This window comes from Methylobacterium fujisawaense, from assembly GCF_039619325.1.
Taxonomy (GTDB): domain Bacteria; phylum Pseudomonadota; class Alphaproteobacteria; order Rhizobiales; family Beijerinckiaceae; genus Methylobacterium; species Methylobacterium fujisawaense.
The window spans coordinates 2,483,671-2,504,525 of record NZ_CP155000.1 but is presented as its reverse complement, the minus strand read 5'-3'; the positions used below and the strand labels follow the sequence as shown (position 1 = coordinate 2,504,525).

The window sequence follows — 20,855 nt, the reverse complement described above, 5'->3', positions numbered from 1 at the left end:
GCGCGGTCAGTCGACGACGGGGACGCAGACCGGTGCTGCGAGGCCCGGGACCGGCGCCACCACCACGTCGATCCCGTAGATCAGACGCAGGAGCGCCGGGGTGACCGTGGCGGCGGACGGCCCGTCGGCGACGAGGCGGCCCTCGTGCAGGGCGACGAGGCGGTCGGCGCAGAGCAGGGCGTGGCCGGGATCGTGCGTCGAGAACAGCACGGCGATGCCGGCCTGGGCGAGGCGGCGGATCTGCCCGAGGACGCGGGCCTGATTGCCGAAATCGAGGCTCGCGGTCGGCTCGTCCATGATCAGCAGCCGCGGCTCCCCGCTCAGCGCCCGGGCGATCAGGGCGAGCTGCCGCTCGCCGCCGCTGATCTCGGTGTAGACCGTGTCGGCCAAGTGCCCGATCCCCAGGGCGTCGAGGGCCTTTTCGGCCGCCGCCGCGTCGGACGGGCCGGGCGCGGCGAACGGGCCGATCCGGCTCGCCCGGCCCATCACGACGACCTCCCGCACGGTGAACGGGAAGAAGGCCGCATGTGCCTGGGGGACGGCGGCGACCATGCGGGCGATGGCGCTGCGCGACAGCCGGGACAGGTCGGTGCCGCCGAGGACGACGCGACCGCCCCGGGCGGGCAGCAACCCGAGCAGCGTCTTGAACAGGGTGGTCTTGCCGCCGCCGTTCGGCCCGATGAGACACAGCACCTCGCCCGCGGCGAGGTCGAACGACACGCCGCTTCCGACGCTGCGGCCGCCGTAGCCGAAGGCGAGGTCCCGCACGTGGAGCAGCATCACGCGAAGCCCCGGCGCCCGGACGCCAGCAGCCAGAGGAAGAACGGGGCCCCGACCAGGGCCGTCAGGATGCCCAGCGGCACCTCGACGGTTCCCATATTCCGCGCGATCAGGTCGACCAGCACGAGGTAGCCCGCTCCGAGCGCCAGCGAGGCCGGCAGCAGCCGGCGGTAATCCGGCCCGACCAGCAGCCGGGCGATGTGCGGCACGATCAGCCCGATCCAGCCGATGACCCCGGTCATCGCGACGGCCGCCGCCGTGATCAGGGTCGCGCCGGCGATCAGGACCGGGCGCAGCACCCGCGTCTCCACGCCGAGGGTCCGCGCCTCCGCGTCGCCGAGGCTCATCAGGTTCATGCGCCAGCGCAGCAGGACGAGGGGCACGAGGCCGATCAGCATCATCGGCAGGGTGGCGGCGACGTCGCCCAGGGTGACCGAGGACAGGCTCCCCAGCAGCCAGAAGGTGATCGCCGGCAACTGGTTGTAGGGGTCGGCCAGCACCTTCAGGAGCGAGATGCCCGCCCCGAGCACCGCGCCCACCGCCACCCCCGCCAGGACCAGGGTCAGGACCGGATCGTGCCGCCGCACGGCGAGGCCGACGCCGTAGACCGCGGCGACGGCGCCGAGCCCGCCCAGGAAGGCCAGGAGCTGGATCGGCGCCACGGGCAGGCCGAGATAGATCCCGAGCACGGCGCCGAGCCCTGCGCCGGCCGACACGCCGAGGATGTCGGGGGAGACCAGCGGGTTGCGGAACAGGCCCTGGTAGGTCGCCCCGGCCGCCGACAATGCTGCGCCGACCACCAGAGCGGCGATCACCCGGGGCAGCCGCACCTGCATCACCACGGTCTCCGCCGCCGCCGGCGCGCGCGAGGGCAGGCCGAGCAGATGGTGCCCGAGGATTGCGGCAAGGTCCGCGGGCGCGACCGGATATTGGCCGACCGCCAAGGCGAGCACGGCCAGCGCCAGCAGAGCCAACCCGGAGAAAAGCGCCGCGGAAATCCGCAGGCGTCTGCGGGTGCGAAGCCCGATCGCCTCGGCCGCAGCCGGGATGTCGCTCATTTCGGCGCGTCCGGTTCCGCGCCCGGGGGCCTCGGTCCGAGGAGGGCGGCGACCTGATCGCCGTCGAGATCGACGTGGTAGAAATCCCGGTAGAAGGCGCGCACCACGTCGGGCATTGGTTCCGGGAACAGGTCCGGGTGGAGCCGGGCCGCCAGCCAGCGCAGGCCGATCAGGCGGTTGACCCCCGGAGGCGCGTCAAACCACGGGAACGGCTGACGCGGCGCCACGTAGATCCGCCCCGTCTGGACAGCCCGGATGGTCCGCCACAGCGGGTCGGTGCGCAGCCCGGCCGCGAAGGCCGGGTCGAGGGTGACGATCACGTCCGGGTTCCAGGCGAGGACCTGCTCGGGCGAGACGTTGCCGAGGCGACCGCCGCCGTCCTGCGCGACGTTGCGGCCGCCCGCGGCCTCCACCAGCTCGGTGTTGATCGATCCGGCGAAGCCCGTCTCCAGGCCGCGCGGGCCGCGCGCGTAATAGACCCGGGGCCGCCGGTCCTCGGGGAGCGTCGCCACGGCGCGGTCCACCCTGTCGGCGAGAGCCTTGGCCTCGGCCGCCAGGGCATCCGCCGCGGATTGACGGCCCAGCGCGGCGCCAAGCTGCCGATAGGCTTCCGGACTCTTCGCGAAGCTGCCGTCGAGGAGGATGTAGGGAATCCCGGTCTGCGCCTGGATCCGGTCGGCGAGGGACGCGTAGGTCGGCCCGAGGCTCCCCGAATCGACGATGAGGTCGGGCTTGGCGGCCAGGACCGCCTCGACATTGGCCGTGCCGCCCCGACCGGTCAGGCGGCCATAGGCCGGCAGCGTTCGGGTCCGGGGCTCGAGGAAGGGCAGCGCCTCGGGATGCGGTGCGGTCACCCAGCCGGCCATCAGGTCCGGCGCCAGGGTGTAGAGCAGCACGGCGGCCGGCGGCCCCGCGGCGAGCACCCGCCCGATCCTTTCGGGAAGTTCGACCGTGCGGCCGGCCGCATCCGTGAACGGACGCGCCGCGGCCGCCCCGGATGCCACAAGCAGCAGGATCAGCGCCGCGGTCAGGGATGCCCGGCGACCGGGGCTCGATGGCATCAGACGGATGTCCGCTCGAGGATCTCGATCAGCGCGCCGTCCGGTCCCTCCACGAAGGCGATCCGCAGGCCGGGCCCGCGCTCGGTGATGCCGGTCCGCACCGTCACGCCCCGGGCGGTGAGATCGGCCATCGCCGCCTCGATGTCGGCGACGCGCAATCCGACATGCTCGATCCCGAGGCAGGGCGTGGTCGCCGCGGGCGCGATCTCGGCCGGGGCCTGCTCGATGAAGACGGCGAGGCCGCCGAGGTCGAGCACGACGCGCTGCACCGGATCCGTGCCGACGCGCTTGATCTCGCGGGCTCCGAACGTCGCGATGTAGAAGGATGCGGCCGCGACGGCGTCGCGGCTGCGCAGGTGGAGGTGGTCGCAGGCGTAGTGCATCGGCTCTCCGGCCTCGGGTGATTCCGGCGCGAGCGGCCTCCGGCCCGATCCCGCCGGAGGCGCCGGTCGGCGCTGACTCCGACGATAGGGCCGGCCCGCAGCCGCGGCGAGATCGGCCGCTTGACGTTCGGCACGAACCCGCAGACTTTCGCCGACAGGACCGTTGCAGGGATGCAACATCCATCCCACATCCGGCTGGCGAAGCGATATCGCACAGCCAACCGCACAGCCAAGAGATCCATGCGCAATCCCTACGACGTGCTGGGCGTAGCCAAGGGGGCGAGCGAGGCCGAGATCAAGAAGGCCTATCGCAAGCTCGCCAAGGACTTCCACCCCGACCGCAACAAGAACGACGTGAAGGCCAAGGACCGTTTCGCCGAGGCGAACTCGGCCTATGAGATCCTGGGCGACGCCGAGAAGCGCAAGCAGTTCGACCGCGGCGAGATCGATGCCGAGGGCAAGCCGCGCGCGACCGGCTTCGAGGGGTTCGGCGGCTTCGGCGGCGGCCGCGGGGGCAATTTCGACTTCGAGCACATGGCCCGCGCCCAGCGCGGCGGCATGGGCGGCGGCGGGATGGGCGAGGACATCTTCTCGCACATCTTCGGCGAGGCCTTCCGCGCCGGCGGGGCCGGGCCGGGCGGTCAGCGGCAGCCCGCCAAGGGCGAAGACGTCGCCGCGGAGCTGTCGGTGACCCTGGAGCAGGTCGCCAGCGAGGAGAAGCTGCGCCTCGCCTTGCCCACCGGCCGGGAGGTCGACGTGATGATCCCCCGTGGCGTGATCGACGGCCAGACCATCCGGCTGCGCGGTCTCGGCCAGAGCGGCGGCCTCCGGGGTGAGCCGGGCGACGCCCTGCTGACGATCCGGATCCGCCCGCATCCGCGCTTCACCGTCGAGGGGGCCGACCTGCGCACCACCGTCGACGTTCCCCTGGAGGATGCCGTGCTCGGCGGGACGATCCGCGTGCCGACGCTCACCGGCGTCGTCGAGATGAAGATCCCGGCGATGACGAGTTCCGGCCGCACCTTCCGCCTGCGCGGCAAGGGCCTGCCGAAGAAGGACGGCACCCCCGGGGACCTGTTCGCCACCACGGCGATCGTCCTGCCGGAGGGCGAGGATGCGGCCCTGGCGGACTTCGCCCGCAGCCGGCGGGCCGCCAAGGCGGCCTGACGGCCTCGCGAACCGGACACCGAGGCCGGCTTGACGGCGCTCGGTGTCGCCCCGGACTTCCGTCGCCGGGCCGCCTCCGCTAAGGAGGCCCCCCGGCCCCGAAAGGGGTCGCGCGGCTTCGGGATCGATCATGGCGGAACACGGGCAGGGCCTTCTGGCGGGCAAGCGGGGCATCGTCCTCGGGGTCGCCAACAACCGCTCGATCGCCTGGGGCATCGCCCGCAGCGCCCGCGCCCACGGCGCCGAACTCGCCTTCACCTATCAGGGCGATGCCCTGCGCAAGCGGGTCGAGCCCCTCGCCAAGGAGCTCGACGCCCACGTCATCGGGCATTGCGACGTCACCGAGGCGGCCACGATCGACGCGGTCTTCGCGGAAGCCGCGAAGGTCTTCCCCGACGGCATCGATTTCGTCGTCCACTGCGTCGCCTTCTCCGACAAGGACGAGCTGACCGGCCGCTATATCGAGACCTCCGAGGACAACTTCACCAAGTCGCTCCTGGTCTCGTGCTACTCGTTCACCGCCGTGGCCCAGCGTGCCGAGAAGATCATGCGCCCGGGCGGCTCCCTCGTGACGCTGACCTATTACGGCGCCGAGAAGTGGATGCCGCATTACAACGTGATGGGCGTGGCCAAGGCGGCGCTGGAGGCGTCGGTGCGCTACCTCGCGGCCGATCTCGGCCCGAAGAACATCCGGGTCAACGCGATCTCGGCGGGCCCGATCAAGACCCTCGCCGCCTCCGGGATCGGCGATTTCCGCTACATCCTGAAGTGGAACGAGTACAACGCGCCCCTGCGCCGGACCGTGACGATCGGGGAGGTCGGCGAGACCGCGTCCTACCTCGTCTCCGACATGGCGGCGGGCATGACCGGCGAGATCCTCCACGTGGATGCCGGCTACCACGTCGTCGGCATGAAGAATCCCGAGGCCCCGGACCTCACCCTCGACAAGGATTGAGGCGCGCCGTCACCGCACGCGCCGCGCGCGGCCAGACGGCTTTTCGCACGATCCGATCGGATCGGGGTCAATCTTCGTCCGCGTCGGCGAAGTCCCCCGAGAGCTTGAGCCCGTCGATCCAGGTCTCGCCGTCGCGCTTAATGACGGTGCGCGGCCGGACGCGTCCGTGCTCCGCGATCCCCGCCGCCAGCCGCTCCGAATGGGTCACGAGCCAGACCTGGGTGCGTTCTGCGGCCCGCGCGATCAGCCGCGCCAGCGGATCCATGAGATCGGGATGCAGGCTGGTCTCGGGCTCGTTCAGGGCGATGAACGGCGGCAAGCGGTATCCGAGCAGGGCGCCCGCGAGGGCGAGGTAGCGCAGGGTGCCGTCCGACAGTTCCGGCGGATCGAAGATCCGGACGGGGAAGTCGGGAAAGCGCAGGCCGAAGCTGGCGTGACGGCCCGGCTCGGGGATGACGAGCCCCGCACCCGGGAAGGCGGCGTCGACGGCCTCGTCGATCTCGGCGGTGTCCTGCCGGATATGCGCCAGGGTGGCGAAGACGGCGGCGAGGTCCGAGCCGTCCGAGGCCAGCGTCGGCGTCGTCACCGCGAGGCAGGGCCGGCGTAGGGGCGAATCGGCATCCGTCCGGAAATCGTGGTGGAAGCGCCATCCCGCCAAGGCGAGGCGGACCAGGGCGATCTCGGGAAGCCCTGTGGCGTCGAGGAGGCTGCCCAGCGCGGTCTCGGTCGCCAGCAGATCCCCGCCGAGGGAGCGTTTGGCGCCCGCCTCGTCGCGGACGAAGCCGCTGCGCCCGTCGCGATCGAGGAGTACGGCCGTGCGGCCGCGGGTGCGGACCGTCAGGCGCTCGGCCTTCACCTGCGGCTCCTTCCGAAAGGCCGCGCCGAAAATCGAGTCGCCGGCCTGCTGCACCAGCCCGACCTCCACCGTGTATTGGAAGTCCTGGCCGGTGCCGTCGTGGCGCAGGGTGGCCGACAGGCAGATCCGCGCGGCCTCGCCCTGCCGACGGCGACCCGCCCACAGGGCCGAGTCCATCCCGCCCTCCGCGGCGAGATCGCGGGTGAGCGTACCCCGGGCCGCCGCCTGTAGGAGCTCGAGCGAGCGGTACAGGTTGGTCTTGCCCGTGCCGTTGCCCCCGACGAAGACCGACAGCCGATCGACCGGGAAGCTGATCCGCCGCAGCGAGCGGTAGCCCGAGACCGCGATTTCCCGAACCACCAGCATGTCGGGCCTCCCCCCGTCAGTCGGGCACCGTGAGATCCGCGATGCCCTTCGAGGCCTCCGGGAATCGCGGATCCATGGCCTCCAGTGTATCGGCCACGGTCCGGGCAATCACGTAGTTGCGGAACCACTTGTGGTTGGCCGGCACCACCAGCCAGGGCGCATGGGGCGTCGAGCAGCGGCCGAGGGCGTCCGCGAAGGCCTGCTGGTAGGCGTCCCAGGACTTCCGCTCGACCAGATCGGCGGGATCGAATTTCCAGCGCTTCTCCGGATCGGCGATCCGGGCCTCCAGGCGCTTCTTCTGCTCGGCCCGGGAGATGTGCAGGAAGAACTTGATCACGGTTGTGCCGGACTCGGTGAGCAGGCGCTCGAAGTCGTTGATGCGGCCGTAGCGGCTCTGCCACACCGCATCCGGCACGAGGCCCTTCACCCGCACCACCAGCACGTCCTCGTAGTGGCTGCGGTTGAACACCCCGATCATCCCGCGTCCCGGCACGCGGGCGTGGTAGCGCCACAAGAAGTCGTGATCGAGTTCCTCGCTCGAGGGCACCTTGAACGAGGCCACGGTGCAGCCCTGCGGGTTCACGCCCTGCAGGACCGAGCGGATCGTCCCGTCCTTGCCGCCGGTATCGATCGCCTGGAACACCAGCAGCAGGCTGCGGGCGCGTTCGGCATAGAGGCGCTCCTGGAGGGCGACGATGCGCGCCCGCTCCCCGGCCAGGGCCTCCTTCGCCCAGGCCTTATCCAGGCCGCCATCGGCGTCGGCCTCCACCGCGGAGAGGTCGAAGGCCGCGCCCGGCTCCACCGTGACGATGCCCGGGGCGGCGAGGATGGGGATCTGGCGGTGGCCGTCCAGGGCGGCCGGGACGGTCCCGGCGATCGTGTCCGCGGAACCCGCCCAGCGGGCCGTCGACGGGCGGGGCGGCCGGGGCGATCCATGCAGGTCTGCCTCACCTGTCATGTCATCGGGACGTTTGTGGCCGCGATGATGCTTGCCGTGCTTCTTGGACATGGGGCAGGACCTGTATCCGGATATTGCCGACCGACGGCGAGAACGGCCGGCGATCCAGGCCGTTCCGGATTCCTGCGCAGGACGGGGTTGAGACGGTTGGGTACGATCTACTTCATCCGGCACGGCCAGACCGCCTGGAACGCCGAGGGACGCCTCCAGGGCGGGCGCGACACGGACCTCAACGCCCAGGGCGAGGCGCAGGCGGCGGCCGTCGCGGAACGCCTCGCCGCGGTGGCGGGGGCGACGCTGGCGGAGGCCGATTTCGTCGCGAGCCCGCTCAAGCGCACCCGGCGCACCATGGAGATCCTCCGGACGGCCCTCGGCCTGCCCCCGGCGGCGTACCGCACCGATCCGCGCCTGCGCGAGATCGGTTTCGGCAGCTGGGAGGGCTCCACCTGGGCGGAGATCCGCCGCCGCGACCCGGCGGGGGCGGCCGGCCGCGACCGGGACCGCTGGCATTACCGTCCGCCCGGCCTCGGCGCCGAGAGCTACGCCGCCCTGGTCGAGCGCGTCGGCCCGATGATCGCGGCCCTGGAGCGGGATACGGTGGTCGTCGCCCATGGCGGCGTCGCCCGGGCGGCCCTCGTCGCCCTCGGTCATCTCGACATCTACGCCGCGCCCCGCCTCGGAATCCGGCAGGGCGAGGTCCTGATCCTCGAGCCCGGTGGCTGGCGCTGGGCTTGATCCCGTGCGCCTGCGCAGTGCAAGGCCGCCTCGATAACGGCATGATCGGCAGGCTATAGGGCGGCGGCCAGGACAGGCGCCGGCTCGAGCGGCCGGCCAGCGGAGCAGCGGATGAGCGACGTCGCCGAAAAGACCCGGCCCGGCCCGGTGGCCGGGGAGCGCGACCGTCCCGGGGACGCGGCGATCCTGCGCGGCGACCACCGGCCCGACCTGATCCGCGACGAGGTCCTGGCCGAGATCTTCCTGCACGCCGCCGAGACCCGGCCCGACCATCCCTGCCTCGTCGACGGCGCCCGCGTGGCGGCCGGCGGCGTCCACCCGCACCTGACCTACGCGGAGGTCGCCGCCCGGGCCGGCCGGATCGCCGCCGGCCTCGCCCATCGCGGCATCGGCCCCGGCGACGTCGTCGGCCTGTGGATGGCCCGCGGCCCGGACCTCCTCGTGGCGCAGATCGGCATCACGATGTCGGGGGCGGCGTGGCTGCCCTTCGACGCCGAGGCGCCGGCCGACCGGGTCGGCGTGTGCCTTACCGATGCGAGCGCGAAGGCGCTGCTGGTCTCGCCGGCGCTGGCGGCCGCGGCGCCCGACGGGACGCCCGCCCTGACGCCCGCCGATCTCGACGCGGGGACGCCCGCCGATGCGCCCGAGCCGGACCCGCGCGCCGCCGGACTGACGCCCGAGCATCCCGCCTACCTGATCTACACCTCGGGCTCGACCGGCGTGCCCAAGGGCATCGTCATCAGCCACGCCAACATCTGCCACTTCCTCCGGTCGGGGAACGCCCTCTACGGGATGCGCGCCGACGACGTGGTGTTCCAGGGGGCCTCGGTGGCCTTCGATCTCTCGATGGAGGAGATCTGGGTCCCGTACCTCGTGGGTGCGACCCTGTTCGTGGCGAGCCCGGCCATGATGGGCGACCTTGAATCGCTGCCGGGCATCCTGGAGGCGGAGGGGATCACGGTGCTCGACACCGTGCCGACGCTGCTGGCGATGATCTCCGGCGACCTGCCGCGGGTCCGCCTCGTCCTGCTCGGCGGCGAGGCGCTGCCCGAGCCGCTGATCGCCCGCTGGGCGACGGGCGGGCGCCAGCTGTTCAACACCTACGGGCCCACGGAGGCCACCGTGGTGGCGACCGCCGCCGAGATGCGGCCCGGCGAGCCGGTGACCATCGGCGGCCCGATCCCGAACTACTCCGTCTACGTCGCCGGCGAGGACCTCGCCCTGCTCGGCCGCGACCAGCAGGGCGAGCTGCTGATCGGCGGCCCCGGCGTGGCGCGGGGCTACCTCGCCCGTCCGGAGCTGACGGCGGAGAAGTTCATCGCCAACCCCTTCGCGTCGGACGGGACCGATCCGGTGCTCTACCGCTCGGGCGACGCGGTCTCCCTCGATACCGAGGGCCGGATCGTTTTCCACGGCCGGATCGACGACCAGGTGAAGATCCGCGGCTTCCGCGTGGAGCTGGGCGAGATCGAGTCCCGGATCCGGGCGGTGCCCGAGATCAACCAGGCCGCCGTCGTGCTCCGGCAGGACGACGGCGTCGACCGCCTCGTCGCCTTCCTGATCCCGGAGCGCGGCCGCGCCATCGACGCCGCGGCCCTGCGCCGGACGCTTGCCGGGCAGATGCCGCCCTACATGGTGCCCGGCCATTTCGAGGTGGCCGAGACGCTCCCGCGTCTGACCTCCGGCAAGGTCGACCGCAAGGCGCTGAAGATCGCCCCGCTGACGGTGGTGGCCGCCGACGGCGAGCAGGAGCCCCCCGCCAACGAGACCGAGGCGGCCCTCGTCGCGGCTGCCAAGCAGGTCTTCGGCAATCAGCCGATTGCCCTCGAGGGCGATTTCTTCGCCGATCTCGGCGGGCATTCCCTGCTCGCCGCCCGCTTCGTCTCGGCGGTGCGCGAGAACCCGCCGCTCGCCGGCATCACCCTGCCGGACGTCTATGCCCTGCGCACGATGCGGGCCATGGCGGACGCGCTGATCGCCCGCACGGGCGGGATGGGCGCCGGGGCCGCGACCCGTGACCTGAGCTTCGAACCGCCGCCGCTGCTGCGCCGGGCGCTGTGCGGCCTCGCGCAACTCGTCGCGCTGCCCTTCGTCATCGCCCTGGCCACTGCGCAATGGCTCGGCATGTTCGTGACCTACCTGCTGCTCACCGGCGGCGGTCTCAGCTTCTTCGCCGAACTCGGGGTGCTGCTCCTCGTCTACGTGGCGATCAACGGCGTGACCGCAGTGGCCGCGGTGGCCGGCAAGTGGCTGATCCTCGGCCGGACCAAGCCGGGCCGCTATCCGCTCTGGGGCGCCTACTATTACCGCTGGTGGCTCGCGCAGCGGTTGGCCCCGCTGGTCCACGTGAAGTGGCTCCAGGGTTCGCCGGCCATCGCCGTCTACCTGCGGCTGATGGGCGCCCGGATCGGGCGTGACACCCTGATCTCCGACATCGAGATCGGCGCGCCCGACCTCCTGACCATCGGAGACGGCGCGTCGCTCGGCGGTCGCCTCGTCATCGCCAACGCCGAGATCGTCGGCAACGAGCTTGTCATCGGCCGGGTGGAGATCGGCCCGGATGCGGCGGTGGGAACCTCCTGCGTCATCAGCCACGACACGGTGATCGGGCCGCAGGCGGAGATCGCCGACCTGACCACGATCCCCGTGGGCTCGCGGGTCGGGGCTGCCGAGCGCTGGGACGGTTCACCCGGCCGCAAGGTCGGGATGGCGGACCCCTCGGACCTGCCCGCGCCCGCCGAGGCCTCCTTCGCGCGCCGCAGCGCCTTCATGGCGGCCTACGTCGTCCTGCTCGGCGCGATCCCCGCGGTCGGCCTGCTGCCGATCTTCCCGGCCTTCTTCATCTTCGACCAGATCTCGGACTCGCTCTCCGACATCACCGACGTCGACTACCACTGGTACCTGCCGATCCTCACCTGGCCCACGGCCATGCTGATGACCGCCGGCACGGTGCTGCTGATCGCCGGCATCCGCTGGATCGTGCTGCCGCGGACGCGCTCGGGCACCTACTCGGTCCATTCCCTGTTCTACCTGCGGAAATGGTCGCTGGCGCTCGCCGTCGAGGTGACCCTGGAGACGCTCTCGTCGCTGTTCGCGACCGTCTACATGCGGGCCTGGTACCGGCTGATGGGCGCCAATATGGGCCACGGCGCCGAGATCTCGACCAACCTCGCGGGCCGCTACGATCTCGCCGAGGTCGGCGCGAAGAACTTCGTCGCCGACGAGGTGGTGTACGGCGAGGAGGAGATCCGGCGCGGCTGGATGCACCTGGAGCCGACCCGCACCGGGGCGCGGGTCTTCGTCGGCAACGATGCCGTGGTGCCGCCGGGCGCCGTCATCCCCGACGACGTGCTCATCGGGATCAAGTCGAAGCCGCCCGAGAACGCCGCCATGAGCCCCGGCGAGACGTGGTTCGGCTCCCCGCCGATCCGGCTGCCGGCCCGCCAGAAGGTCGATCTCGGCTCGACCGCCCAGACCTACGAGCCCGGCGCCTGGCCGAAGATCCGGCGCGGCGTGTTCGAGGCCTTCGCGACCTCGTTCTCGCCGATGCTCTACATCACCCTCGCGATCACGGTGATCGACTGGTACTTCTACCCGGCCATCCTGGAGCAGGACTGGTGGGGGCTGGCCTTCAGCTTCGTCGCGGCGAGCGTCGCCATCGCGCTGATCCAGTCGTCCGCCGTCATCGCGATGAAATGGCTGCTGATGGGCGTCTACAAGCCCGGCATGCAGCCGATGTGGTCGTGGTGGGCGATGCGCACCGAGGCGATCGCCGTGGCCTATTGGGGACTCGCCGGCAAGGTGCTGCTCGAGCATCTCCAGGGCACGCCCTTCCTGCCCTGGGTGCTGCGGCTGTTCGGGGTGAAGGTCGGTAAGGGGGTGTGCATGCTCACCACCGACATCACCGAGTTCGACTGCGTCACCATCGGCGACTACGCCACCATCAACCGGGTCTCGGCGCTGCAGACGCACCTGTACGAGGATCGGATCATGAAGATCGGCCGCGTCGTCGTCGGCCGGGGCGTCTCGGTGGGCGCGTTCTCGACCGTGCTGTACGATACGAAGGTCGGCGATTTCGCCCGCCTGCGTCCGCTCACCATCGTCATGAAGGGCGAGTCGATCCCCGCCAACACCGAGTGGGAGGGGGCGCCCGCGGTGCCGGTGATCCACCGCGCCTGACGGTGGCCCCGGTCAACGGATCTTGGCGGTGTACTAGCTCGTCTACGAGCGAGTGATGCCGCCAAGCTAACTTATTGTAATGTCTAGCCTGCGATATTGGTATAGATTGAGATGCCGAGCCGTTCCCCCAGCAATGCCGGGATGGGACGGCGCCATCGTTTGAGCCGAGGATCGACAGTCTTCCGTGCAACTCGATCCCGCGACTCTGCTGGTCGTCAGCGCGGCGACGACCTTTCTGGTCGGCGTGTTGTTCATGGCCTCATGGCGGCAGGCTCCCGGATCCCGGACGCTCGCCCTCTGGGGCACGGCGCACCTCGTCGGGGCGGCCGGGTCGGCCGGCCTCGCGTTGCGCAATCAGATCCCCGATCTGATCTCGGTGGGCTTGGCCAACGCGGTGGTGCTGGCTGCCTACGGCCTCATCTGGAGCGGAGTCCGTACCTTCGAGCATCGCGAGCCACGGACGGGCGTCGCGATGGCGGGTGCCCTCGGATGGTGCGTCCTGTGTCTGATCCCGGCCTTCTATGCCGCGATCGAGGCCCGCATCCTCTACGCCTCGGCCGTGGCGGCCCTCTATTGCGGCGCTGCGACCGCGGAGATCTGGCGCGGTCGCGCCGAGCAGCTCGCCTCCCGGATCGCGGCCGCGACCATTCTCGGCCTGCACAGCGCCTTCTACGTCCTGCGGATCCCCGCGACCGTCATGGCGCCGCCGCAGCCGGGCCTGAGCCCGCTCGCCTCTCCCTGGGTGGCGATCCTGTGCTTCGTCACTCTGATGTTCTCCATCGCCTCGGCCTTCACCTTCATGGCGCTGGTCAAGGAGCGGGCCGAGCGCGAGCAGCGTATCGCCGCGTCCACGGACGCCCTCACCGGGGTGCGTAACCGCCGGTCCTTCACCAGGGCCGCCGAGCGGGCGATGGCCGAGTATCCCGACGTCGCCCTGCTGCTGTTCGACCTCGACCGGTTCAAGGCGGTGAACGACCGTTACGGTCATGGGGTCGGCGATGCGGTCCTGATGGGCTTCTGCGCCATGGCGACGTCGCTCTTGCCCAAGGAGGCGCTGCTGGGCCGCCTGGGCGGCGAGGAATTCGCCTGTCTGCTGCCGGACGTCTCGCCCGCCGAGGCCCTCGGTCGGGCCGAGGAACTGCGCCGGACCTTCGCGCAGCTTCACGTCCCCGAATTGCCGGGCCTCAGCGTCAGCGTCAGCATCGGGATCGCGCAGGCCCGGCCCGGGGTCGCGTTCGATGCGCTGATGCAGCGGGCCGATGCGGCGCTCTACGCCGCCAAGGAGGGGGGGCGCGACCGGGTCGCCGTGGCGGATTCGGTCGCGGTCCGCGCCGCCTGACGCGCGGCCGGGTCGCTCACGCCAGGGCGCGGGCCGCCTCGGAGACCTTCCGCACCGACGTGTCGACGACGGCCGCCGAGGCCGCGATCTCCGCCATGGCGGCGTGAACGGCCGCGACGCTCTGCGCGGCGGCCTGCATGTTCTCGGTCATGTCGCGGGTCACCGTCGCCTGTTCGGTCACGGCTGACGACACGCTCAGCGAGAGCGCACTCAGCTGTTCGATCGTCCCACCGATCCCGTCGATCGCCGCGACCGCCCGCGCGGTCTCGGCCTGCACGGCGGCGATCTGGGTGCCGATCTCTCCGGTCGCCTTTGCGGTCTGCCCGGCGAGCGCCTTCACCTCGGCGGCCACTACGGCGAAGCCCCTGCCGGCCGCCCCGGCCCGGGCCGCCTCGATGGTGGCATTCAGCGCCAGCAGATTCGTCTGGTCGGCGATGGAACGGATCAGGCTCACCGCCGCTCCGATCCGGTCGGCGGCGCCGGTGAGGCCCACGACGATCGCGGCCGCCTCCTCGGCGCGGGAGACGACCAGGTCGACGGACGATTTCGCCTGCAGCGCGTGACGGCTCAATTCCTCGATGGAAGCGGCGAATTCCTCCGAACCGGCCGCGACCGCTTCGACATTCTGGGTGGTCTGGCTCGACGCTTCCGCTGTGTCGTCGGCCTGCCGGACGACCCGGCTCATGGACTCGCGGATCGCCGCGATATCGGCATCGATGGCGCGCTGGCTCTCGGCCCGGCGCTGCCGATCCTCGACCTGCCGGGTCACGTCGGTGGCGAACTTGACCACCGCGCAGGGCTTGCCGTCGGTGTCGAGGATCGGGTTGTAGGCACCGAAGATCCAGACCGTGCGGCCGCCCTTTCCGATCCGCCGAAACTCCCCGGCCTGATACTCGCCGTTGCCGAGGGCGGTCCAGAACGCGGCATAATCCGCGCTCGCCGCCTCGGCCGGCGGCAGGAACATCCGGTGATGCAGCCCGCGGATTTCCTCCAGGGTGTAGCCTAGGGTGGCCAGGAAGTTCGCGTTGGCGTCCACGATCGTGCCGTCGAGGGCAAAGCTGATCGTCGCCTGCGAGCGGTCGAGGGCCGCGATCTGGCCGGCGTAGAGCGCGTTGCGGGCGCGCTCCGCGGTGATGTCGGTGGCGAGCTTCACCACCTTGATCGGCTTGCCGCGTCGATCGAGGATCGGATTGTAAGACCCCTGGATCCAGACAATCCGGCCGGACTTGGTCAGGCGGGGGAAGGCGCGGGTCTCGTGCCGGCCGGCGCGCAGCCGGTCCCAGAAGGCGGCATAGTCCGAACCCGACCGCTCGGATTCCGGCACGAACAGGCTGTGATGCCGGCCCCGAACCTCTTCGAGGGTGTAATCGACGAGCGCGAGAAAGATCGCGTTGGCATCGGTGACCATGCCGTCGAGATCGAACTCCACGCGGGCCATCGTCCGATCGATGGCCGCGAGCAGGGCGTTGTCGCGAGAACCAAATATCGCCATTTGAAAACGTCCCTGTCTATTTTTATTTATGAATTATATTGATTTCAAAGCGATTCATTTGACCGCAGGCGCGCCATTTTATCTGCGTGACATCCTAGATTAGAGTATTGCAAATCTGCTTCACATTGGTCAACCGGCTTGTCGGCGCCACAAAGATGGCGGACAATTTGGTGGGTTTGTTTATTTCGGTCGTAATTCATGTGTATTCGGATCGAGAAATGCCGCGAATGGCTCATTCCATCGGACTTCGAGCCATCGGGCGCTGAGGTACTCAGCCGGATGGCGCGGCTCGCGGTCTGCGCTAGGACGGGGCGAGCGTCGACGGGCCGATCCAAGTCGGTCGAGGCGACTGTCGGCACGGCACTGACTGGAGGTCGGACATGGACGAAGACACCCGGATCGATCGCCTGGAGATCCGCCTGACCGAGCAGGACGCGACGATCGAGGACCTGAACCGCACCGTGACCGAGCAATGGCGCGTCATCGACCGGTTGGTGCGGCAGCTGGACATGCTGCGGGAGCAGGTCGAGGAGGCGGCCGCCCGGGCGGCGCCGCGGGGGCTGGAGCCGCCGCCGCCCCATTACTGACAGAGGGAGCCGGCGCGCCGGGGTGCGACGCGCCGGCCCGCGCGTCAGAAGTTTGCCTGCGTGACGAACTTGGTGACCAGGTAAGCGTCGAGCGCCTCCGGGCCGCCCTCGCTGCCGTAGCCCGAATCCTTGACGCCGCCGAACGGCGTCTCCGGCAAGGCGAGGCCGTGGTGATTGATGGAGATCATGCCGCTCTCCACCGCGTTCGACACCCGCGCCGCCCGCTCGGCGGAGCGGGTATAGGCGTAGGCCGCGAGCCCGTAGGGCAGACGGTTGGCCTCGGCGAGCGCCTCGCCGTCGTCGGAGAATCGGTTGATCATCGCCAGGGGCCCGAAGGGCTCCTCGTTCATGATCCGGGCGGTCAGCGGCACCTCGGTAAAGACCGTCGGCTCGAAGAAGTTACCCTGGTTGCCGATGCGCTTGCCGCCGGCGCGCAGCGTCGCGCCGCTCGACTCGGCGTCCGCCGCCAGCGCCGTGACGGCGTCGAGGCGCCGCCCGTGGACCAGCGGTCCCATCTTGGTCTCGGGATCGAGCCCGTCGCCGACCTTCACGGCCTTGGCGAAATTGGTGAAGCCCTCGACGAAGCGGTCAAAGACCGAATCGTGCACGAGGAAGCGAGTCGGCGAGACGCAGACCTGGCCGGCGTTGCGGAACTTCGAGGGGGCCAGGACGGCGACCGCCTTCTCCACGTCGGCGTCGCCGAACACGATCGCGGGGGCGTGGCCGCCGAGCTCCATCGTGGCCCGCTTCATGTGCGCGCCGGCGAGCGCCGCGAGCTTCTTGCCGACCACGGTCGAGCCGGTGAACGAGATCTTCCGGATCACGGGATGCGGGATCAGGTAGGCCGAAATGGTCTCCGGGTCGCCGTAGACCAGCGAGAGCGCGTCCCCAGGGATGCCGGCATCCAGGAAGGCGCGGACCAGGGCGGCGCAGCTCGCCGGCGTGTCCTCGGGACCTTTGAGGATCACCGTGCAGCCGGTGCAGAGCGCCGCCGAGATCTTGCGCACCGCCTGGTTGATCGGGAAGTTCCAGGGGGTGAAGCAGGCCACCGGGCCGACCGGCTCGCGCACCGCCACCTGCAGCACGCCGTCGGCGCGGGCCGGGATGACGCGGCCGTAGGCGCGCTTACCCTCCTCGGCGAACCAATCGATGATGTCGGCCGCCGCCAGGGTCTCGACCCGCGACTCGGCGAGCGGCTTGCCCTGCTCCAGGGTCATGGTCCGGGCGATCTCGTCGACCCGCGCGCGCAGGAGGTCGGCGGCCTTCCGCATCACCTTGGCGCGCTCGAAGGGCGCGACGCTGCGCCAGGCCGGGAAAGCGCGGGACGCGGCCGCCAGGGCCTCGTCGAGATCCGCCGTGGTGGCGACGGCGCACCGGCCGATCGTCTCACCCGAAGCCGGGTTCAGGACTCCCAGGGTCTCCCGGTCGGCACCCGCGCGCCAGCGCCCGGCGATGTGAAGCTCGGTATCCGGATACATCGGTCGATTCCCGCTCGGCCGCACCATCGGCCGCAGGCGGACTGTGCCGATGTGGCGCGCCCGGGCAATCCCCGCGGCGGCATAGCTGGAACCGTCTGTATTCAGGCGGCGGCGCGGGCGGGCTCCGGTGCCTGGACGAGGGTCGCGGTCCCGTGGCGGGCGCGGAGGGTCGCGCCTTTCGGGACCACCTGCCATCCCTCGCGGCAGCCGTCGATCGGCTCCGACACCACCACGATGCCGCCCGGCCCCTCGCGGAAATACAGGCTCGGCGGCCGGCCATCGCAGGCCCAGCGGTAGGCGGTGAGCGTCTCGCCATCCGTAAGCAGTGCGGTGAAGCGCAGCGGCTCGCTGACGCTGGCGGCTTCCATCAGCTCGCGCACGGTCTTGAGCGTCCGCGCCATCGCGCCGACGGGATCCTCCTCGAGGCCGTTGGCGAGTGCCAGCAGGAAAATCGCCTCCGAATCCGTGCTGCCCCGACGGTGGTCGTAATAGGTATCCGGGATCAGCGCTTCGAGCCGCCGCTTGATCCGGTGGTAGCCGCCGATCTGACCGTTATGCATGAACAGGTGCCGGCCGTAGACGAACGGGTGGCAGTTCGCCCGGGCCGTGGCGGTCCCGGTCGAGGCACGCACATGCGCGAAGAACGTGCGCGCCCGCACCTGCCCACACAGGTTCACCAGATTTTCGTCCGACCAAGCCGGGGAAATGTCGCGATAGACCCCCGGCTCGGGCCGCTCGGCGTACCAGCCGATGCCGAAGCCGTCGCCGTTGGTTTCGGTCTTCCCCTCGTCGGCGTGCAGGGACTGATGCACCAGCGAGTGGGTCGGCGCGCAGACGAGGTCGGAGAGGAAAACCGGCTCACCGCTATAGGCGAGGAAACGGCACATGACGGACGATGATCCTTCAGCTCAGGTCCACGTACGATCCCGCGCAACGCCCCTCGGAGGGTGGAGACGTTCCGCCGCAGGACGTTAACAGTCGGTCCACTCCGGTGAACAGTTTCTTAACCGGTCGGAAACTGCGCCATTTTCGTGCGTTCCGCATGAAATCGGTGCCGCTTGATCGCAGGGCAGGCATTCGCCGGCGCGGCGACGCGACTCTTGTGAGCCGTCTCATGAAGGGTCAGCATGGCCAAATCGGGGAATCAGAACGCCGCCCAGGAGGCGGTCGCCCGAAGCGGGGCAAGGCACCAACAGCAGGAGACTTTTATGGATTGCGCAGTGCCCGACGGATCCGCCCCCGTGGCTCTCGTCGTGGAGGACGATGCGGCCGTGCGCGATCTCGCCACCGCGGTGCTTGAAGAAACCGACCTCGGAGTCATTGCCTGCGAAAGCGCGGAGGCGGCCCTGTCCGTGCTGGAGCGCTCCGACGTGACGGTGGCGTTGCTCTTCGCCGACGTGCGGTTGCCCGGTGCGATGGACGGGGTGACCCTGGCCCAGGCGGTCAAGCGGCGCTGGCCGGACGTGCGCGTGGTCGTGACCTCCGGCGCGGGCCGGGATGCGCGGCTCCCCGACCAGGCGGTCTACATGCAGAAGCCGTGGCGGGCCCTCGACGTGCTGGTCCAGGCCGAGCACGCGACCATGGCCGCCAAGGCTGCCTAGCCCGGCGCGCCGACGCGATCCCTTCACGTCTTCGCGCGTTCAGCGACGCGACCAGGGCTGCGTGACGTCTCCTGACGTGGCGCCGCCCCGGTTCTCGTGGCGCACGCAAGGACGGCGGCATCGCCGGAACGTGCCCGTCCGACGTTTTAGCTGGCCCGCTGTCTCGCCCGGCTGCTGCGCGCCGCAAAGAAAAAGCCCGGCCGCTCGCGCGGGCCGGGCTCTTTCACAACCGATGTGACGTCGCTCAGGCGGCGGGAGCCGGGCTGACCGGGGTCTGACCCGAGGCGTTGCCGCCCTGAGCCGGCGCAGCGGACGGCGACGGGAAGCCGGGACGACGGCTGCCGGCGGGGAAACGGGGCTTCGGCTTCGGCGCGGCGATCAGGCCCTCGCGGATAGCGGTCTTGCGAGCCTGCTTGCGGGCGCGGCGCACGGCTTCCGCCTTCTCGCGGGCCTTGCGCACGGACGGCTTCTCATAAGCCTTGCGCTGCTTCATCTCGCGGAAGATGCCCTCGCGCTGCATCTTCTTCTTGAGGACGCGGAGCGCTTGATCGACGTTGTTGTCGCGAACGAGTACCTGCAACGGACTTGATCCTCTGGACCTGAAGTTCTGGGTTCACGCGGCCCGCCGCCGATCTGGAAACCGGCAACGTCCCTCGCCCGGGATGAACCCGAGGGGGACGGGAACGTCGGTTTCCGAATCGGCGTGGAGCTCACGCCTTGACGGGGCTATTACACCAAGCGCGCACCAGTTCCAACCTGCCCGCGCGATCCATCTGCGTCTGCGTCGTGCTAGGTTGCGCGGATGAGACACGACGACTCGCAGCAATTCGCCAGCGACAACTATTCCGGCATCTGCCCGGAAGCCTGGGGAGCCATGGAGGCGGCCAATCGCGGCCACGCCCCGGCCTATGGCGAGGATGCCTGGACGGCCAGGGCGGCGGACGCGTTCCGGGACCTGTTCGAGACCGAATGCGAGGTGTTCTTCGCCTTCAACGGCACCGCCGCCAACGCCTTGGCCCTGGCCGCGCTGTGCCAATCCTACCACAGCGTGATCTGCGCCGATTCGGCCCATGTGGAGACCGACGAGTGCGGCGCGCCGGAATTCTTCTCCAACGGCTCCAAGCTGCTCACCGTCCGGACCGAGGGCGGCAAGCTCACGCCGGAGGCGATCCGCGGGCTCGCCCAGAACCGCAGCGACATCCACTTTCCGCGGCCACGGGTGGTGACGATCACGCAGCCCACCGAGACGGGACAGGTCTACAGCCTCGCCGAGCTGCGGGCGCTGTCGGCGACCTGCCGCGAGCTGGGGCTCGCCTTGCACATGGATGGGTCTCGCTTCGCCAATGCCTGCGCGTGTCTGGGCTGCAGCCCGGCGGACATGACGTGGCGGTCGGGTGTCGACGTCCTGTGCTTCGGCGGGACCAAGAACGGCATGCATGCCGGCGAGGCGGTGGTGTTCTTCGACCGCAAGCTCGCCGAGGATTTCGGCTACCGGTGCAAGCAGGCCGGCCAGCTCGCCTCGAAGATGCGCTTCCTCGCCGCCCCCTGGGTCGGCATGCTGGAGAGCGGCGCGTGGCTGAGGAATGCGGCCCACGGCAATGCCTGCGCCCGGCACTTCGCCGACTCCGTCGCCGGGCTGCCGGGGGTGCGGGCGCTGTTTCCCGTGGAGGCGAACGCGGTCTTCCTGACGATGCCGGCCGCCACGATGGAGGGCCTGCGCGCCCGGGGCTGGCGGTTCTACACCTTCATCGGCGGCGGGGCGCGCTTCATGTTCGCCTGGGATGCCCGCCCCGAGCGGGTGGATGAGCTGGTCCGGGACCTGCGCACGCTGGCGGCCGCGGCGGCCTGACGGGGTGGACA

18 protein-coding genes are annotated in these 20,855 nt (G+C 70.6%); 8 read left to right on the top strand and 10 right to left on the bottom strand.

What is annotated here, in order from left to right; all coding sequences use genetic code 11:
* Window positions 1–6: 6 nt before the first annotated feature.
* From ABC766_RS11825 to ABC766_RS11810, 4 genes are read right to left on the bottom strand one after another with little or no spacing between them, the layout of a single operon-like run.
* Window positions 7–780, bottom strand: a complete 774-nt coding sequence (locus ABC766_RS11825) for an ABC transporter ATP-binding protein (protein WP_345822744.1) — start codon at window positions 778–780, stop codon at window positions 7–9.
* Window positions 780–1,838 carry an iron ABC transporter permease gene (locus tag ABC766_RS11820; protein WP_345822313.1) on the bottom strand — a complete coding sequence of 353 codons (1,059 nt, stop codon included), beginning with the start codon at window positions 1,836–1,838 and terminating at the stop codon, window positions 780–782. Before ABC766_RS11820 ends, ABC766_RS11825 begins: the two co-directional genes overlap by 1 nt.
* Window positions 1,835–2,899: an iron ABC transporter substrate-binding protein gene (locus ABC766_RS11815; protein ID WP_345822312.1), complete on the bottom strand. Its 1,065-nt coding sequence runs from the start codon at window positions 2,897–2,899 to the stop codon at window positions 1,835–1,837. The genes ABC766_RS11820 and ABC766_RS11815 overlap by 4 nt, the downstream gene beginning before the upstream one ends.
* Window positions 2,899–3,282, bottom strand: coding sequence for a VOC family protein (locus ABC766_RS11810; protein ID WP_345822311.1), 384 nt, complete (start codon window positions 3,280–3,282; stop codon window positions 2,899–2,901). The genes ABC766_RS11815 and ABC766_RS11810 overlap by 1 nt, the downstream gene beginning before the upstream one ends.
* 240 nt (window positions 3,283–3,522) lie before the next feature.
* On the opposite strand from ABC766_RS11810, the gene ABC766_RS11805 reads away from it, so the two are divergent.
* On the top strand, window positions 3,523–4,449 hold the full coding sequence (locus ABC766_RS11805) for a J domain-containing protein (protein ID WP_345822310.1): 927 nt from the start codon (window positions 3,523–3,525) through the stop codon (window positions 4,447–4,449).
* 130 nt (window positions 4,450–4,579) lie between these two features.
* The gene (gene fabI, locus ABC766_RS11800; RefSeq protein WP_043381765.1) at window positions 4,580–5,404 is read left to right on the top strand and encodes an enoyl-ACP reductase FabI; all 825 of its coding nucleotides are present in this window, start codon (window positions 4,580–4,582) and stop codon (window positions 5,402–5,404) included.
* A 67-nt stretch (window positions 5,405–5,471) separates the two neighbouring features.
* Here the strand turns inward: fabI and ABC766_RS11795 are convergent, their stop codons facing one another.
* Complete coding sequence (locus ABC766_RS11795) at window positions 5,472–6,626, bottom strand: AAA family ATPase (protein ID WP_278306322.1); 1,155 nt, start codon at window positions 6,624–6,626, stop codon at window positions 5,472–5,474.
* A gap of 16 nt (window positions 6,627–6,642) precedes the next feature.
* A complete protein-coding gene (locus ABC766_RS11790) occupies window positions 6,643–7,635 on the bottom strand; it encodes a polyphosphate kinase 2 family protein (protein WP_075381404.1) in 993 nt (330 codons plus the stop codon).
* A gap of 96 nt (window positions 7,636–7,731) precedes the next feature.
* Between ABC766_RS11790 and ABC766_RS11785 the strand changes: the two genes are divergently transcribed.
* The 3 genes from ABC766_RS11785 to ABC766_RS11775 all read left to right on the top strand — a co-directional run bounded on the left by ABC766_RS11785 (window position 7,732) and on the right by ABC766_RS11775 (window position 13,837).
* Window positions 7,732–8,319, top strand: a complete 588-nt coding sequence (locus ABC766_RS11785; RefSeq protein WP_274926200.1) for a histidine phosphatase family protein — start codon at window positions 7,732–7,734, stop codon at window positions 8,317–8,319.
* 111 nt (window positions 8,320–8,430) lie between these two features.
* Complete coding sequence (locus ABC766_RS11780) at window positions 8,431–12,498, top strand: Pls/PosA family non-ribosomal peptide synthetase (protein ID WP_345822309.1); 4,068 nt, start codon at window positions 8,431–8,433, stop codon at window positions 12,496–12,498.
* 184 nt (window positions 12,499–12,682) lie between these two features.
* Window positions 12,683–13,837, top strand: a complete 1,155-nt coding sequence (locus tag ABC766_RS11775) for a GGDEF domain-containing protein (RefSeq protein ID WP_345822308.1) — start codon at window positions 12,683–12,685, stop codon at window positions 13,835–13,837.
* A gap of 16 nt (window positions 13,838–13,853) precedes the next feature.
* Here the strand turns inward: ABC766_RS11775 and ABC766_RS11770 are convergent, their stop codons facing one another.
* Window positions 13,854–15,329, bottom strand: a complete 1,476-nt coding sequence (locus ABC766_RS11770; RefSeq protein ID WP_345822307.1) for a PAS domain-containing methyl-accepting chemotaxis protein — start codon at window positions 15,327–15,329, stop codon at window positions 13,854–13,856.
* Between the two features lie 380 nt (window positions 15,330–15,709).
* Here ABC766_RS11770 and ABC766_RS11765 point away from each other — a divergent pair, with 380 nt between their 5' ends.
* Window positions 15,710–15,916 (top strand): SlyX family protein, encoded by a 207-nt coding sequence (locus ABC766_RS11765; protein WP_043353476.1) that lies wholly within the window; start codon window positions 15,710–15,712, stop codon window positions 15,914–15,916.
* 44 nt (window positions 15,917–15,960) lie between these two features.
* Here ABC766_RS11765 and ABC766_RS11760 read toward each other — a convergent pair whose 3' ends face one another.
* Both ABC766_RS11760 and ABC766_RS11755 read right to left on the bottom strand, forming a co-directional pair.
* Window positions 15,961–17,394, bottom strand: a complete 1,434-nt coding sequence (locus ABC766_RS11760; protein WP_043353478.1) for an NAD-dependent succinate-semialdehyde dehydrogenase — start codon at window positions 17,392–17,394, stop codon at window positions 15,961–15,963.
* Window positions 17,395–17,495: 101 nt separating this feature from the next.
* The gene (locus tag ABC766_RS11755) at window positions 17,496–18,281 is read right to left on the bottom strand and encodes a class II glutamine amidotransferase (protein WP_043353480.1); all 786 of its coding nucleotides are present in this window, start codon (window positions 18,279–18,281) and stop codon (window positions 17,496–17,498) included.
* Window positions 18,282–18,602: 321 nt separating this feature from the next.
* Here ABC766_RS11755 and ABC766_RS11750 point away from each other — a divergent pair, with 321 nt between their 5' ends.
* Window positions 18,603–18,995 carry a response regulator gene (locus tag ABC766_RS11750; protein ID WP_043381749.1) on the top strand — a complete coding sequence of 131 codons (393 nt, stop codon included), beginning with the start codon at window positions 18,603–18,605 and terminating at the stop codon, window positions 18,993–18,995.
* A gap of 244 nt (window positions 18,996–19,239) precedes the next feature.
* On the opposite strand, the gene rpsU is transcribed toward ABC766_RS11750, so the two are convergent.
* The gene (gene rpsU, locus ABC766_RS11745; RefSeq protein WP_043381746.1) at window positions 19,240–19,575 is read right to left on the bottom strand and encodes a 30S ribosomal protein S21; all 336 of its coding nucleotides are present in this window, start codon (window positions 19,573–19,575) and stop codon (window positions 19,240–19,242) included.
* A 222-nt stretch (window positions 19,576–19,797) separates the two neighbouring features.
* Here rpsU and ABC766_RS11740 point away from each other — a divergent pair, with 222 nt between their 5' ends.
* Window positions 19,798–20,844, top strand: a complete 1,047-nt coding sequence (locus ABC766_RS11740; RefSeq protein WP_342143099.1) for a low specificity L-threonine aldolase — start codon at window positions 19,798–19,800, stop codon at window positions 20,842–20,844.
* Window positions 20,845–20,855: the final 11 nt, after the last annotated feature.